Source organism: Microbacterium sp. PI-1, assembly GCF_004337555.1.
Taxonomy (GTDB): Bacteria; Actinomycetota; Actinomycetes; order Actinomycetales; family Microbacteriaceae; genus Microbacterium; species Microbacterium aurugineum.
Genome location: NZ_SJYZ01000002.1, coordinates 192,166 through 205,834 on the forward strand (window position 1 = coordinate 192,166; position 13,669 = coordinate 205,834).

Sequence of the window (13,669 nt, forward strand, 5' to 3'; positions counted from 1 at the left end):
GGCACAGAAGTCAACCCTGGTGATTATCTTCGGCTGAAATGTTTCCTGTTCGAAACATTTCAGAGCCAGGATGCTGGCATGATGGCATCCATGGAGAACACATCCGCCCCCCAGAACGCCGTGGTCCTGGACGTGAAGGGACTCACCGTCACCCTCACCGGCGAGGGACGCCGCCACCGCGTGGTCGACGACCTCGATCTCGTCGTGCGACGTGGAGAGGTGTTCGCGCTGCTCGGTGAGTCGGGCTCGGGCAAGTCGATGACCGCACGCGCGATCATGGGGCTCCTCGACGACGGAGATGTCGAGGCGTCGACCATGTCGCTGAGTGGGACCGACCTCCTCTCCCTCTCCGCCGAGCAGCATCGACGCCTGCGTGGCGTGCGCGTCAGCCTGGTCATGCAGGATGCCCTTTCCGCTTTGAACCCGGTCCTCAGCATCGGCGACCAGATCATCGACCTCCTCCGCGCTCATCGCAGCATCGGCCGCCGCGCTGCCGAAGCACGCGCGGTCGAGCTGCTGACCCTCGTCGGTATCCCCACCCCCGACAAGCGCGTGCACGACTATCCGCACCAGTTCTCCGGCGGTCAGCGCCAGCGCATCCTGATCGCCATGGCGATCGCACTGGATCCTGATCTCATCATCGCGGATGAACCGACGACCGCGCTCGATGTGACGGTGCAGGCGCAGATCCTCGACCTGCTGCTCTCCTTGCGCGAGCGGCTGGGGATGGGCATCCTGCTCATCACGCACGATCTCGGTGTGGTGATGGAGGTCGCCGATCAGGTCGCGGTCATGCGCACCGGACGCATCGTGGAGTCAGGGTCCGCCGATGAGGTGCTGACGAAGCCGCAGCATCCGTACACGGTGCAGTTGCTGAACTCGATGCCGCGGGATGTGAGCGCCGCCGCAGAAGACGACGGTGGCGCCCCCATCCTCGAAGGACGCGGCCTGGAGCGCACGTTCCGCTCGGGCAGTGGTCGCCGCGCGCATCGCGTCGCCGCGGTCGCCGGTGTCGACCTCGAGCTCCGACACGGCGAGATCCTGGCAGTCGTCGGCGAATCAGGCAGTGGCAAGTCCACACTGGCGCGCATGCTCGTGGGGCTGGATTCCCCCGACGCGGGCACCCTGCGCTACCGCGATCAGGACGTGACCAAGGGACGACTGCGCGACCGGAAGATCCTGCGACGCGGAGTGCAGATGGTGTTCCAAGACCCGTACCTGTCGCTGAATCCGCGGATGACCGTGCAGCAGATCATCGCAGAACCACTCGCCGCCACTCATGCCGGAACACCGGCGACCCGACGTGCGCGAGTCGCAGAGCTGCTCGAACTCGTGGGCCTGACTCCGGAGATGGGCTCGCGATTCCCCCACCAGTTCTCGGGCGGTCAACGTCAGCGGATCGGTATCGCGAGGGCGCTCGCCCTCGACCCCGACGTCCTGGTGTGCGACGAACCGGTGTCTGCACTGGATGTCTCGATCCGCGCGCAGATCATCGACCTGCTGTGCGACCTGCGTGAACGGCTGGGCATGTCGATCGTCTTCATCGCACACGACCTCTCGCTCGTGCGTCATATCGCCGATCGCGTCGCGGTGATGTACCTGGGCAACCTGGTCGAGATCGGAGACACAGAAGAGGTCTACCGTCGTCCCGAGCACCCGTACACGCGGTCGCTCCTTTCGGCGATCCCCCCGCAGACGCGCGCCGATCGCGGCATGCTCGCCCGCCGCACACGACTGACGGCCTGACCCCGACCCAGCGCCGGGTCAGCGGCTCGGTCGCACCGTGAGGTCGGTGATCTCCGCGTCGCGCGGGAGGTCGAGTGCGGTCAGGATCGTCGTGGCGACGGACTCCGGCGTGATGAAACGCTCGGCATCGTAGTCCTGCCCCTCCTGCTGATGCACGCGCTCCTGCATCGGGGTGGCCGTGCGCCCCGGGTAGATCGACGTGACGCGAACGCCGTGCTGCGCCTCTTCGGCCCGCAGCGCATCAGCGAGAGCGCGGAGCCCATGCTTCGACGCCGCATAGGCGGACCAGCCGGCGTGGGCGCGGAGGCCCGCACCGGAGTTCACGAACACGATCTGCCCCTGCGACACACGGAGGACCGGAAGCAGGAGACGTGTGAGCTCGGCGGGCGCGACGAGGTTCACCGCGAGCTGCTGCTCCCAGAGCGCGGGCGGCAGGTCGGCCACCGCGCCGAGATCGACGACTCCGGCGACATGGATCAGTGAGTCGATGCGATCCGGGAGCTGCTGCTTCGAGAGCGCCCACGACAGACGGCCCGGTTGCGCGAGGTCGCCGACGAGCACACGAACACCCGGTAGCGCCTCCGCGACCTCCCGGGCACGCCCGGCGTCGCGCACGACGGCGACCACGTCATCCCCGCGATCTCGAAGACGACGGGCGAGGACCGCTCCGATGCCGGACCCTGCACCGGTGATGAGGTGCGTGGGCATGTCAGCTGGCGTCTGCGGCGGGCTCGACCACGTCGATCGGAACGACGGGGCAATCCTTCCAGAGACGCTCGAGGCCGTAGTACACGCGCTCTTCCTGGTGGAAGACGTGCACGATCAGGTCTCCGAAGTCCAGCAGGACCCACCGGGCCTCCGCACGACCCTCGCGACGAACACGCTTGTGCCCCGACTCGATCAGACGGTCTTCGATCTCATCGGCGATAGCGGCGACGTTCCGCTCACTGTTCCCGGTGACGAGAAGGAAGATGTCGACGAGCGGGAGGGGCTCGGAGACGTTGAGCGCGACGAGGTCCTCACCGCCCTTGTCGACGGCGGCTTGTGCTGCGAGGCGCAGCATCTCTTCGGCAGTTTCAGGTGATTGCATCAAATCAATTTCGTGGTGAAGGCGATGACGAGAACGACGCCGATCGCGAGGGCGAGGCCGCCGGCGATGATGGCGAGGGTCACCATCAGTCGGTTCCCCTTCTCGGGGGCAGGAGGTCGGATGACCTCACCCGCGGGCTTGATGGTGCTGATCGCCGAACTCGCGGCGATCGGTGTGGGCGAGGACGCCGGCGGGAGCTCCCCGTCGATGAGGACCGCGTCGATGTCCTTGCCATCGGTCGTTCCGAGTGCATGTCCTTGAGAGCCCATGCCCTGCGGGAGCTCATAAGACCCGGTGACCAGGATCTCGCCCGTGGACGCGACGGGCCCCGAGAGCGAGCCCTCCCCCGGCGACGGGGTGAAGATCAGAGCGTTCGGAGCGGAGTGCTGCGAACCGGTGGAGTCGCCGACGGCGAGCAGTTCGTCGAACGACGGACGGAACGGCGCATGTGCATCGGAGGCATCCGCAAGGATTCCCTCGCCGAACGCCGAGTTGACCGTGGGACGCTCCTCGATGGGTTCGTCGTCAGCACCCACATCGGCCAAGACATCCTCATCGGCCGCCTGGTCGTCGCCGTCGGTCGTGAGACCGAGAACGGCTTCGACGTCGTCGGTCACGGGCTGTTCGGCCGGTTCTTCCGTGGCTTCGGCTTCGGCTTCGGCTTCGAGGGGGACGTCGCCCACAGCATCCGCCGCGACGGACGCACTGACCGGCGCCACGGCGACCTCGTCGTCCACATCATCGTCGTCGGCGTCGCCGGGCTCTTCGTTCACGGAGATGAAGGTCGGGATCCCCGAGACGATCTCCGCCGGCTCGTCCGCACCCACCGGCGTCTCAGACGGCTCTTCGACGTCGGCCTCTTCGGTGACCTCCGCCTCGACGACGGGCACCGACGCGGTCCGGACCTTCTCGAGCTCACGCGCTTGGCGCCGGGTCAGCGGGGCTTCACCGCGCTTCGCCTCGACGCTGCCGCCCTCGTCGGCGTCGGGGGCCGACCGCGGTGCCGCGTCCGGTTCCGCCGCGGCGGACTCTCCGACCTCTGCGGGTGCGACGACAGGCGGCAGCGGCGGCGCGGGCGGTGCCGCTTCGGCCGCCGCAGCGGCTTCCTCCGAGGAGATCACCGGGGTGGTACCCGTCAACCGGATCTCTCGCAACTGCTTGCGCGTCAGCGGACCCTGCCCCTGCTGATCCGATGTACTCATGCCTTGCTCCGATACAGATGATGCTTCGCGATGTACTGTACGACCCCATCAGGGACCAGATACCAGACCGGCTGATCGTCGCGAACGCGTTCACGGCAGTCCGTCGACGAGATCGACAGCGCCGGCACTTCCAGTTGGCTGACGTTGTCGCTCGGGAGGCCGTCTGTGCTCAGGACATGTCCTGGCCGAGAGACCGCGACGAAGTGGGCCAACTCCCACAACTCATCATGGTCCCTCCAACTGAGAATTTGCGCCACGGCATCCGCGCCGGTGATGAAGAAGAGCTCCGCATCCGGCCGATCCTTCTTCAGGTCACGCAGCGTGTCGATCGTGTAGGTCGGGCCCTCGCGGTCGACGTCGACCCTGCTCACGGTGAACTGCGGGTTCGAAGCGGTGGCGATCACGGTCATCAGGTAGCGATGTTCGCTCGGCGAGACGCCCGACTTCTGCCACGGGTGGCCGGTGGGGACGAAGACGACCTCATCGAGGCCGAAGGAGTTCGCGACCTCGCTCGCTGCGACCAGGTGGCCGTGATGGATGGGGTCGAACGTACCGCCCATCACGCCGATGCGCGGGGTGCGCGGGGTCGCAGCGTCGCTCATGGGGGCCTAGTGGCCGTGTCCCGCCTCGTGGCCGTCCTTGCCGTGCTTCGCCGCCCAGGCCTCCGCCTTCGCCGAGTGCCGGTTGGCGACGTTCTTGTAAGACAGGGTCACCAGCGCGAGGAAGGCGAACACGATCGCGGCGATGACTCCGAAGATCACCGTTTCGAGCGCGACGTTGCCGTGGTGCTCGGTTTCGGCAGCGGCCATCGCGATCTGTGCGACGAGGTTCATCCTGACTCCGTTTCGTGGCGTGCTGTTCGGGATCCTGTGAGGTACAGCGTCTCCCAGTCTAGCGCTCAGCCGCGGGTCTGCCCCGATCCACGCGCAAGCCATTTCGTGCTGGTCAGTTCGGCGAGGCCCATCGGTCCGCGCGCATGCAGCTTCTGGGTCGAGATGCCGACTTCCGCGCCGAAGCCGAACTCGCCGCCATCGGTGAAACGGGTGGAGGCATTCACCATCACGACAGCCGAGTCCACCTCCGCGAGGAAGCGCTCCGCATTGCGTGAATCCGTCGTGATGATGGACTCGGTGTGACCCGTGCTGTACCGACGGATGTGGTCGAGTGCCTCGTCGAGCGAGTCCACCACCTTCATCGCGATATCGAGGCTCAGGTACTCGGTGGCCCAGTCCTCCTCCGTGGCGGGGATCACATTCGACATCAGACCTGCCACCACGTCGTCACCGTGGATCGCGACCCCCTCACTCTGCAGGGCGCTGGCCACCAGCGGCACGAGCCGCGGCGCCGCCTGTCGATGCACGAGCACCGTCTCCACCGCGTTGCACACGCTCGGCCGCTGCACCTTGGCGTTCACGACGATGTCGCGCGCCCACTCGTCGGGGGCGGTCTCGTCGAGCACGATGTGCACGTTCCCCGCTCCCGTCTCGATGACCGGAACGGTGGACTCCGTCACGACCGCCTCGATCAGGCCGGCGCTCCCCCGCGGGATCAGGACGTCGATGAACCCACGACCGTGCATGAGGGCCTTCGCTCCGTCGCGCCCGAAGTCGTCGACGGTCTGGATCGCCTCCGCCGTGAGTCCTCCGCGCTCGATCGCTCCGCGCATGACCTCGACGAGCACGGTGTTGGACTCGCGTGCAGCACTGCCCCCTCGCAGCACCACGGCGTTCCCGGAGCGGAGTGCGAGCGCGGCGATGTCGACGGTCACGTTGGGACGCGCCTCATAGATCGCGCCGACCACCCCGAACGGCACCCGCACCTGTTCGAGGGCCACCCCGTTGGGCATCCGGTGCCCGCCCACCACACGGCCGACCGGGTCGGGCAGCGAGGCGACCTCACGCACGGCCGCGGCCAGAGCGGCGACGCGCTTCTCATCGAGGCGCAGACGATCGATCAACGACTCCCCGATACCGTCCGCACGGCCACGTTCGATATCGCGACCGTTCGCTTCGATGATGCGCGGCGCAGCTTCCTGGAGCGCGACGGCGATCGCTTCGAGCACCCGGGCCTTGTCGTCGCTCGTGAGGGCTGCGGTGGCTCGGGAGGCCTCTTTGGCGCGCTCCAGGCGCACCTGTGGGGTCTGGTCGGTCATCCGCCCAGTTTAGGAGGTGGCGGGTTCGAACCAGGTTCCTATTTCCGCACCGGAGAGTGCCTGATCCACCAGGTCGGCGCTGGTGACGAGGACGCCGATACCCGAGGCCGCGGCGAGGCGCGCTGCCGAGACCTTGGTGGCGGCGCCGCCGGTGCCGACGCTGTTGACCACGGTCGATCCGAATTCCAGTCCGGTGAGGTCGGCGTCAGGCGCGACGATGTCGATCGGCTCGGCGTCGGGGTCCGTCGGAGGCTTCGTGTACAGCGACTCGATGTCGCTGAGCAGGATGAGCGCGTCCGCCTCGATCAACTGGGCGACCAGGGCGCCGAGGCGGTCGTTGTCTCCGAACCGGATCTCCTGCGTGGCGACCGTGTCGTTCTCGTTCACGATCGGGAGGGTGCGCAGTCCGAGCAGGCGCTCCATCGCACGTCGCGCATTGGAGCGCGAGGTGGGGTTCTCGAGGTCACCGGTCGTCAGGAGCACTTGTCCCGCGACGATGTCGAACGGGCGCAGCGATTCCTGGTACCGATACAGGAGGATGTTCTGCCCCACGGCCGCCGCGGCCTGCTGCGTCGCGAGGTCGGTGGGACGCGCATCCAGCCGGAGGAACGGGATCCCGGACGCGATCGCCCCGGACGACACCAGCACGACCTCGGCACCGCGCGCATGGGCAGCGGCCAACGCCTCGACGATGACGGGGATCCGCCACGACGAGTCACCGCTGATCGACGACGAGCCGACTTTGACGACGATGCGGGACGCGGTCGCGAGATCCGCGCGGGTTCGTGCGGTCACTCGCCGTCCTCGCGGTATGCGGCGAGACGCTGTGCTTCGACCTCGGCACGCGCTTCCGCCTTGGCGTCCATGCGCTCGTAGTACTGCTCGCGGCGCTCCGACGTCGTGCGACGAGCGTTGGGGGCGAGGCGAGGGTCTGTTCCACGGGGAGCACTCATCAGCTCCGCGGCAGAGGACATGGTGGGCTCCCAGTCGAAGACGATGCTGTCGCCCTCGCCGATCACCACGGTCGATCCCTGGACCGCGCCGAGGCGGAAGAGCTCATCCTCGACACCGAGCTTCTCCAGACGGTCGGCGAGGTATCCCACGGCCTCCTCGTTCTGGAAGTCGGTCTGCTGCACCCACCGCACCGGCTTCTCCCCCAGGATGCGGTACACGTTGCCGTACGTGCCACCCTCGACACGGATGGAGAAGTCCTTCTTGGATCCGCGCGGGCGGATGACCACGCGCTCCGGCGGCGTCTCGATCGCCGCTTCCGCGCGGTGCTTCTCGACGAGCTCGCCCAGTGCGAAGGTGAGCGGACGCAGTCCCTCGTGCGAGACCGTGGAGATCTCGAACACCCGGAACCCGCGGGCCTCGAGGTCGGGACGCACCAGCTCAGCGAGATCGCGGGCTTCGGGGACGTCGACCTTATTCAGCGCGACGAACTGCGGCCGCTCGAGCAGAGGGGTCTGCCCTTCGGGAACCTCGTAGGCGCCGAGCTCGGCGAGGATGACGTCGAGATCCGAGATCGGGTCGCGTCCAGGCTCCAGCGTGGCACAGTCGAGCACGTGCAGCAGTGCGGAGCACCGCTCGACGTGACGGAGGAACTCGAGACCGAGTCCGCGCCCCTCGCTCGCACCCTCGATGAGACCGGGCACGTCGGCGACCGTGTAGCGGAAGTCGCCGACCTGGACGACTCCGAGGTTCGGGTGGAGCGTCGTGAACGGGTATTCGGCGATCTTCGGGCGGGCCGCGGAGATGGCACCGATCAGGCTCGACTTGCCCGCGGACGGGTACCCGACGAGAGCGATGTCGGCGACCGTCTTCAGCTCGAGGACGACGTCGCCCTCGTAGCCGGGAGTGCCGAGCAGGGCGAAACCGGGAGCCTTGCGCTTCGGGGTGGCCAGCGCAGCGTTGCCGAGTCCGCCCATTCCCCCCTTGGCGACCACGAAACGCTCGCCGGGGATGATCATGTCGATCAGGACGTCACCTGCGGTGCTCTTCACCACGGTGCCGACCGGGACGGGGAGCTCGAGCGTCTCGCCCAGGAATCCGGATCGGTGATCGCCCATACCGGGGCCGCCGTTGCCGGAGGAGCGGTGCGGCGAGTGGTGGTAGGAGAGCAGCGTGCCGGTCTGCGGGTCCGCCACGAGGACGACGTCACCGCCGTCACCGCCGTTGCCGCCATCCGGGCCGCCCAGCGGCTTGAACTTCTCGCGGTGCACGGAGACGCAGCCGTTGCCGCCCTTACCCGCACGAAGGTGCAGTGTGACGGTATCGACGAACGTGACCATGTCCTGGTTCCCCTGAGTTCCTGTGTTGTTTCGGTGTGCAGATACACGGACGGGGCGAGCCGAAGCCCGCCCCGAACCGGATGACTAGTGTCGCGCTGAGATCACTCAGCTGCAGCGACGATGTTGACGACCTTGCGGCCGCCCTTCGCGCCGAACTCGACCGCGCCTGCGGCCAGAGCGAACAGCGTGTCGTCGCCACCACGGCCGACGTTGACGCCGGGGTGGAAGTGCGTGCCGCGCTGACGGACGATGATCTCGCCGGCGAGAACCTGCTGACCGCCGAAGCGCTTCACGCCGAGGCGCTGAGCGTTGGAGTCACGACCGTTACGGGTTGAGCTTGCGCCCTTTTTATGTGCCATGTCCTAGTCCCCTCGGGCTTACTTGATGCCGGTGATCTTGACGCGCGTGAGCTCCTGGCGGTGGCCCTGACGCTTCTTGTAGCCGGTCTTGTTCTTGTACTTCTGGATGATGATCTTCGGGCCGCGGAGGTTGCCGATGACCTCAGCCGTGACCTTGACCTTCGCCAGCGAGTCAGCGTCGGTGGTCACCGTGGCGCCGTCGACGAGCAGCACAGCGGCCAGCTCGATCTTCTCGCCCTGGGCAGCCTTGACACGGTCGAGCTGAACGATCGTGCCGACCTCGACCTTCTCCTGCCGCCCACCGGCGCGCACTACTGCGTAAACCACTTCATACCTTGTTTCGTTGGGGAGCACGTCGGCTCCGAGAATGTCACGGGAAGACTGTTGCTTGCATGCGTCGCAGGACGACGGGCGCGAACGCAAGGCTCTCCGCCTCAACCGACGAGGAAGACGCGGCATACGCACCAAGGGACTACTTTACCGGATGCGGGTCGGTGTCGCAAAGCCACGCCGACTCCGGCGGTTCTCGCTCGCGTTCAGCGTCCCGACCCGACGGCACGGTCGTAGGCTGACCAGGTGACCGTGCTCGTCGACGCCCCCCTCTGGCCCGCTCACGGACGCCTGTGGGCGCATCTGGTGAGCGATGAGAGCCTCGATGAGCTGCACGACTTCGCGAGGGCGCACGACGTCCCCGCGCGCGCCTTCGACCTCGATCACTACGACGTGCCGCAGGAGATGATCCCCCGACTCGTCGCCGCCGGCGCCCAGCAGGTGCAGGGCAAGGAGCTGGTGCGCCGGCTGATCGCGTCAGGACTCCGAGTCCGCGCCCGCGACCGGCGCTGACGGCTCGGAGTTCACCGACACCGGGGTGCCGGTCAGCGCCGCCGTGCTCACCCGACGGCGTCCTCGACCCTGCCCCGGAGCCTTCGGCTCGGGAAGCGCGTCGAGCACCGAATCGAGAAGCTCTTCCGCAGGGCTCTTGGGCCCCTTGCGATCCCCGCCGCGCTTCTTGCGTGCCTTCTTGGGGCGCTCCGCCGCCACGGGTGCCTCGTCCGCCGCGACCGGCGCCGGCGTCTCCGCCGTCCCATCCGCGGCGGGAGCGATGGTCGACGCCGCGATCTGAGCCAGCGCGGACTTCGCGCCCTCGGTGATGCTGTGGGTGACGTGCGGGGCCGCGGGAGCACTCTGGCTCTGACCGTTCCCGCCGTTGCCGCCGCGCTGGCGACGACCGCCCTGACCGTTTCCGTTGCTGCCGCCGTTGCTGTTGCCCGAGCGGTGCTTCACGACCGGATCATGATGCACGATGACGCCGCGGCCGGCGCAGACCTCGCACGCCTCGCTGAAGGTCTCGAGCAGGCCCAGACCGAGCTTCTTGCGGGTCATCTGCACCAGACCGAGCGAGGTCACCTCGGCGACCTGGTGCTTCGTCCGGTCACGGCTCAGGCACTCGATCAGACGACGGAGCACGAGGTCACGGTTGGATTCCAGCACCATGTCGATGAAGTCGACCACGATGATGCCGCCGATGTCGCGCAGCCGCAGCTGGCGGACGATCTCCTCGGCCGCCTCGAGGTTGTTCTTGGTGACCGTCTCCTCGAGGTTTCCCCCCGAGCCGACGAACTTGCCAGTGTTGACGTCGACGACCGTCATGGCCTCGGTCCGGTCGATCACGAGCGACCCACCCGAAGGCAGCCAGACCTTGCGGTCGAGGGCCTTCTCGATCTGCTCCGTGATGCGGAAGGCATCGAACGGGTCCGTCTCGTCTTCGTACGCCTCGACCCGCTCGAGCAGGTCGGGCGCGACGCTCTCCAGGTAGGCGCGGATCGTCTGCTGCGCGTCCTCCCCCTGGATCAGCATCTTCGTGAAGTCCTCGTTGAAGACGTCACGCACGATCTTGACGAGCAGGTCCGGCTCGGCGTGCAGGAGCGCAGGCGCCTGCTGGCTCTCGACCTGCTTCTGGATGTGCTCCCACTGCGAGGTGAGACGCTGCACGTCGCGCGTGAGCTGGTCTTCGGTCGCTCCTTCGGCCGCGGTGCGGACGATCACGCCGGAGGACTCGGGGAGGACCTCCTTGAGGATGCGCTTGAGGCGCGCCCTCTCGTTGTCGGGGAGCTTCCGGCTGATGCCGTTCATCGACCCGCCGGGGACGTACACGAGGTAGCGGCCGGGAAGGGAGATCTGGCTCGTCAGGCGCGCGCCCTTGTGTCCTACCGGATCCTTCGTGACCTGCACGAGCACACGGTCACCCGGCTTCAGTGCGAGCTCGATGCGCCGCGGCTGATTGCCCGTCTCGACGCCGTCCCAGTCGACCTCACCCGAGTAGAGCACGGCGTTGCGACCGCGACCGATGTCGACGAACGCGGCCTCCATGCTCGGCAGCACGTTCTGGACACGACCCAGGTACACATTGCCGATCAGCGACGCATCCTGGTTGCGGGCGACGTAGTGCTCGACGAGGACGCCGTCTTCCAGTACACCGATCTGCGTGCGACCGTTCTTGGAGCGCACGACCATCTTGCGGTCGACGGACTCGCGGCGCGCGAGGAATTCGGCCTCGGTCACGACCGGGCGACGACGGCCGGCGTCGCGCCCATCGCGGCGGCGCTGCTTCTTCGCCTCGAGACGGGTCGAACCCTTGATGGCCTTCGGCTCCGTGATGTACTCGACGACACGCTGACGCTGGCGCGGCTCGTCGCGCTGGTCATCCCCGTCAGAGCCCCCACGACGGCGACGTCCGCGACCGCGCGGCGCGGACTCGTCTTGCGGCTGATCGCGGTCGGCGATGCGGTCGAAGACGCGCTCGCGACCGGGACGCGCCGGCAGCGGCACGATCTCGGGAGCGTAGAAGTGCAGCTGGGTGGAGACCTGCGAGACGAAGACCTCGGGCAGCAGGCCCAGCGACACAGCGGTCACCGGAGCCGGCGCCTCGGGAGCAGCAGCCTCGGGGGCAGCTGTCTCGGCGGCAGCAGCGGGCGCTTCCTCGACAGGGGGTTCGTCCGTCGAGGGCTTCTCCTCCGCCGGCTCCGTCTTCGCATCCTGCTCGTCCGCAGCGGCGTCGGCCACGGCGCTCTCGTCAGCGTCGGAGGAGCTCTCGGAGTCAGTGCTCTCGGAGTCGGTGCTCTCGGGGTCAGTGCTCTCGGAGTCAGTGCCCTCACGTGCCTCGTCGTGATCGGCGGCGTCGCGTGCGACCGCATCCGCCGCGTCATCGGCGGCGGCCGCGGCGTCCTCGGCGGCGGCGTACCCTGCGGCGACATCGTCCGCGGCAGCGTCCGCGGCGGCATCGGCTGCGTCTGCGGCGGCCTCCGTTGCCGCGGCGTCGTCCCTCGAAGACCCGGTGAGCTCGTCGGCTTCCGGAGCAGCGGGCTCCGTCAGCGCATCCGCGGCGTCAGCCGGGAGATCGAGGGCAGGTACGTTGTTGTCATTGTTCTCATCGGCCATCTCTGGCTTACTCCCTGCACGGAGCACTGGGTGCTCCATGAAATCTCATGCGGTACCCGCGGGTTCCGCGAACTCACTCGGTGTGCGACCGGCTCATGGCTCTGATCGCGTGGGGCATAGGACCCCGAAGTCTGCGTCGACGCGTGTCGCGGCGGGGCCGTTCATCGCGTCACAGGCCATTATCGCACCAAGTGGCCCCGTTCATGGCATCAGGTCGTGACCAGCGCGTTTTCTCCGGCCTGTTGTCGTCCTATCCATAGGCGCCGCTGAGATAATCGCCCGTATGAGCGAGCAGCGCACCCGCCCCGTCTTCTATGCCGTGTGGTTGATCATCGCGAGCGTCATCGGGTGGTTCGCCGCTTTCGAGCTGACCGTCGAGAAGTTCGCACTGCTGGAGAACCCGAAGGAAGCCCTCGCCTGCGACTTGAGCCCCTTCATCCAGTGCAGCACGAACCTGGAGTCGTGGCAGGGATCGGTCTTCGGCTTCCCCAACCCGATCATGGGCCTCACCGGATGGATGGCGCCCCTGGTGGTGGGCGTCGCGATCCTCGCCGGCGCACGGTTCCCCCGCTGGTTCTGGGCGGCGTTCGGACTCGGCATCACGTTCGCCTTCGGCCTCGTGTGCTGGCTCATCGGCCAGAGCCTCTACGACCTTTTCGTCCTCTGCCCTTGGTGCATGGTCACGTGGGCGGTCACGATCCCCACCTTCTTCGCGACGATGGTCCATCTGACCCGCAACGGCACGTTCACCCGGAACGAGAAGGTCATGGCCCGCGCCGACACGCTCATGCCGTGGGTGCCGCTCGCCACGATCGTCGCCTATGCGCTGATCATCCTCCTCGCACAGCTCCAGGGGCTCGACTTCCTGGGCGAGATGAGCAGGATCCTCTTCTGATCCGCGGTCTCCGCAGACGAGAAGCCCGCCCGCCGAGATTCGGCGGGCGGGCTTTTCGTCGGCGTGCGGGCGGACGGACTCAGTCGAACCAGATGCCGAGCTCGCGTGCCGCCGACTCGGGGCTGTCCGAACCGTGCACGAGGTTCTGCTGCACGGGGAGTCCCCAGTCGCGGCCGAAGTCTCCGCGGATCGTGCCGGGCGCGGCGGTCGTCGGGTCGGTGGTTCCCGCGAGCGAGCGGAATCCTTCGATCACCCGGTTGCCCGCGAGACGGATCGCGACGGACGGGCCGGAGAGCATGAACTCCAGCAGCGGCTCGTAGAACGGCTTGCCCTCGTGCTCGGCGTAGTGCTCGGCGAGAAGGTCGCGGTCGGGCTCCACCAGGCGGATGTCGACGAGGGCATACCCCTTCGCCTCGATGCGGGCGAGGATCGCGCCGGTGAGGCCGCGGGCGACGCCATCGGGCTTGACGAGGACGAGGGTTTCTTCGGTGGCCAT

General features: G+C 67.7%; 15 protein-coding genes. 3 read left to right on the forward strand and 12 right to left on the reverse strand.

What is annotated here, in order from left to right:
- The first annotated feature begins 90 nt into the window (after positions 1-90).
- On the forward strand, positions 91-1,746 hold the full coding sequence (locus E0W80_RS02860) for an ABC transporter ATP-binding protein (protein ID WP_165875376.1): 1,656 nt from the start codon (positions 91-93) through the stop codon (positions 1,744-1,746).
- Between the two features lie 18 nt (positions 1,747-1,764).
- Here the strand turns inward: E0W80_RS02860 and E0W80_RS02865 are convergent, their stop codons facing one another.
- The 10 genes from E0W80_RS02865 to rplU form a co-directional block, all read right to left on the reverse strand.
- Complete coding sequence (locus E0W80_RS02865) at positions 1,765-2,454, reverse strand: SDR family oxidoreductase (protein ID WP_131491224.1); 690 nt, start codon at positions 2,452-2,454, stop codon at positions 1,765-1,767.
- Between the two features lies 1 nt (position 2,455).
- Entirely contained in the window at positions 2,456-2,836 is a 381-nt protein-coding gene (gene rsfS, locus E0W80_RS02870; protein WP_047519881.1) for a ribosome silencing factor, read from the reverse strand.
- Positions 2,836-4,038, reverse strand: coding sequence for a hypothetical protein (locus E0W80_RS02875; protein WP_131491225.1), 1,203 nt, complete (start codon positions 4,036-4,038; stop codon positions 2,836-2,838). The genes rsfS and E0W80_RS02875 overlap by 1 nt, the downstream gene beginning before the upstream one ends.
- Complete coding sequence (gene nadD, locus E0W80_RS02880) at positions 4,035-4,640, reverse strand: nicotinate-nucleotide adenylyltransferase (RefSeq protein ID WP_047519877.1); 606 nt, start codon at positions 4,638-4,640, stop codon at positions 4,035-4,037. The genes E0W80_RS02875 and nadD overlap by 4 nt, the downstream gene beginning before the upstream one ends.
- A gap of 6 nt (positions 4,641-4,646) precedes the next feature.
- Entirely contained in the window at positions 4,647-4,871 is a 225-nt protein-coding gene (locus E0W80_RS02885; protein WP_047519875.1) for a hypothetical protein, read from the reverse strand.
- Positions 4,872-4,936: 65 nt separating this feature from the next.
- The gene (locus E0W80_RS02890) at positions 4,937-6,190 is read right to left on the reverse strand and encodes a glutamate-5-semialdehyde dehydrogenase (RefSeq protein WP_131491226.1); all 1,254 of its coding nucleotides are present in this window, start codon (positions 6,188-6,190) and stop codon (positions 4,937-4,939) included.
- A 9-nt stretch (positions 6,191-6,199) separates the two neighbouring features.
- Entirely contained in the window at positions 6,200-6,985 is a 786-nt protein-coding gene (gene proB / locus E0W80_RS02895) for a glutamate 5-kinase (protein WP_047519871.1), read from the reverse strand.
- Entirely contained in the window at positions 6,982-8,481 is a 1,500-nt protein-coding gene (gene obgE / locus E0W80_RS02900) for a GTPase ObgE (RefSeq protein ID WP_131491227.1), read from the reverse strand. The genes proB and obgE overlap by 4 nt, the downstream gene beginning before the upstream one ends.
- A 101-nt stretch (positions 8,482-8,582) precedes the next feature.
- Positions 8,583-8,840 (reverse strand): 50S ribosomal protein L27, encoded by a 258-nt coding sequence (gene rpmA / locus E0W80_RS02905; protein WP_017202370.1) that lies wholly within the window; start codon positions 8,838-8,840, stop codon positions 8,583-8,585.
- 18 nt (positions 8,841-8,858) lie between these two features.
- Entirely contained in the window at positions 8,859-9,167 is a 309-nt protein-coding gene (gene rplU / locus E0W80_RS02910) for a 50S ribosomal protein L21 (RefSeq protein WP_028501602.1), read from the reverse strand.
- A 249-nt stretch (positions 9,168-9,416) separates the two neighbouring features.
- Here rplU and E0W80_RS02915 point away from each other — a divergent pair, with 249 nt between their 5' ends.
- A complete protein-coding gene (locus tag E0W80_RS02915; protein ID WP_047519866.1) occupies positions 9,417-9,683 on the forward strand; it encodes a DUF4031 domain-containing protein in 267 nt (88 codons plus the stop codon).
- Here the strand turns inward: E0W80_RS02915 and E0W80_RS02920 are convergent.
- Positions 9,648-12,278 (reverse strand): Rne/Rng family ribonuclease, encoded by a 2,631-nt coding sequence (locus tag E0W80_RS02920; protein WP_131491228.1) that lies wholly within the window; start codon positions 12,276-12,278, stop codon positions 9,648-9,650. The genes E0W80_RS02915 and E0W80_RS02920 overlap by 36 nt on opposite strands.
- 283 nt (positions 12,279-12,561) lie before the next feature.
- On the opposite strand from E0W80_RS02920, the gene E0W80_RS02925 reads away from it, so the two are divergent.
- Positions 12,562-13,173, forward strand: a complete 612-nt coding sequence (locus E0W80_RS02925) for a vitamin K epoxide reductase family protein (protein WP_131491229.1) — start codon at positions 12,562-12,564, stop codon at positions 13,171-13,173.
- Positions 13,174-13,252: 79 nt separating this feature from the next.
- On the opposite strand, the gene ndk is transcribed toward E0W80_RS02925, so the two are convergent.
- Positions 13,253-13,669 carry a nucleoside-diphosphate kinase gene (gene ndk / locus E0W80_RS02930; protein WP_047524000.1) on the reverse strand — a complete coding sequence of 139 codons (417 nt, stop codon included), beginning with the start codon at positions 13,667-13,669 and terminating at the stop codon, positions 13,253-13,255.

Excerpts from the sequence above, each read along its gene's own strand:
- E0W80_RS02925 (WP_131491229.1), top strand. The coding sequence starts at position 12,562 with ATGAGCGAGCAGCGCACCCGCCCCGTCTTCTATGCCGTGTGGTTGATC.
- ndk (WP_047524000.1), bottom strand. The coding sequence starts at position 13,669 with ATGGCCACCGAAGAAACCCTCGTCCTCGTCAAGCCCGATGGCGTCGCC.
- nadD (WP_047519877.1), bottom strand. The coding sequence starts at position 4,640 with ATGAGCGACGCTGCGACCCCGCGCACCCCGCGCATCGGCGTGATGGGC.
- E0W80_RS02875 (WP_131491225.1), bottom strand. The coding sequence starts at position 4,038 with ATGAGTACATCGGATCAGCAGGGGCAGGGTCCGCTGACGCGCAAGCAG.
- obgE (WP_131491227.1), bottom strand. The coding sequence starts at position 8,481 with ATGGTCACGTTCGTCGATACCGTCACACTGCACCTTCGTGCGGGTAAG.
- rpmA (WP_017202370.1), bottom strand. The coding sequence starts at position 8,840 with ATGGCACATAAAAAGGGCGCAAGCTCAACCCGTAACGGTCGTGACTCC.
- E0W80_RS02920 (WP_131491228.1), bottom strand. The coding sequence starts at position 12,278 with ATGGCCGATGAGAACAATGACAACAACGTACCTGCCCTCGATCTCCCG.
- E0W80_RS02860 (WP_165875376.1), top strand. The coding sequence starts at position 91 with ATGGAGAACACATCCGCCCCCCAGAACGCCGTGGTCCTGGACGTGAAG.
- rsfS (WP_047519881.1), bottom strand. The coding sequence starts at position 2,836 with ATGCAATCACCTGAAACTGCCGAAGAGATGCTGCGCCTCGCAGCACAA.
- E0W80_RS02890 (WP_131491226.1), bottom strand. The coding sequence starts at position 6,190 with ATGACCGACCAGACCCCACAGGTGCGCCTGGAGCGCGCCAAAGAGGCC.
- E0W80_RS02865 (WP_131491224.1), bottom strand. The coding sequence starts at position 2,454 with ATGCCCACGCACCTCATCACCGGTGCAGGGTCCGGCATCGGAGCGGTC.
- E0W80_RS02885 (WP_047519875.1), bottom strand. The coding sequence starts at position 4,871 with ATGAACCTCGTCGCACAGATCGCGATGGCCGCTGCCGAAACCGAGCAC.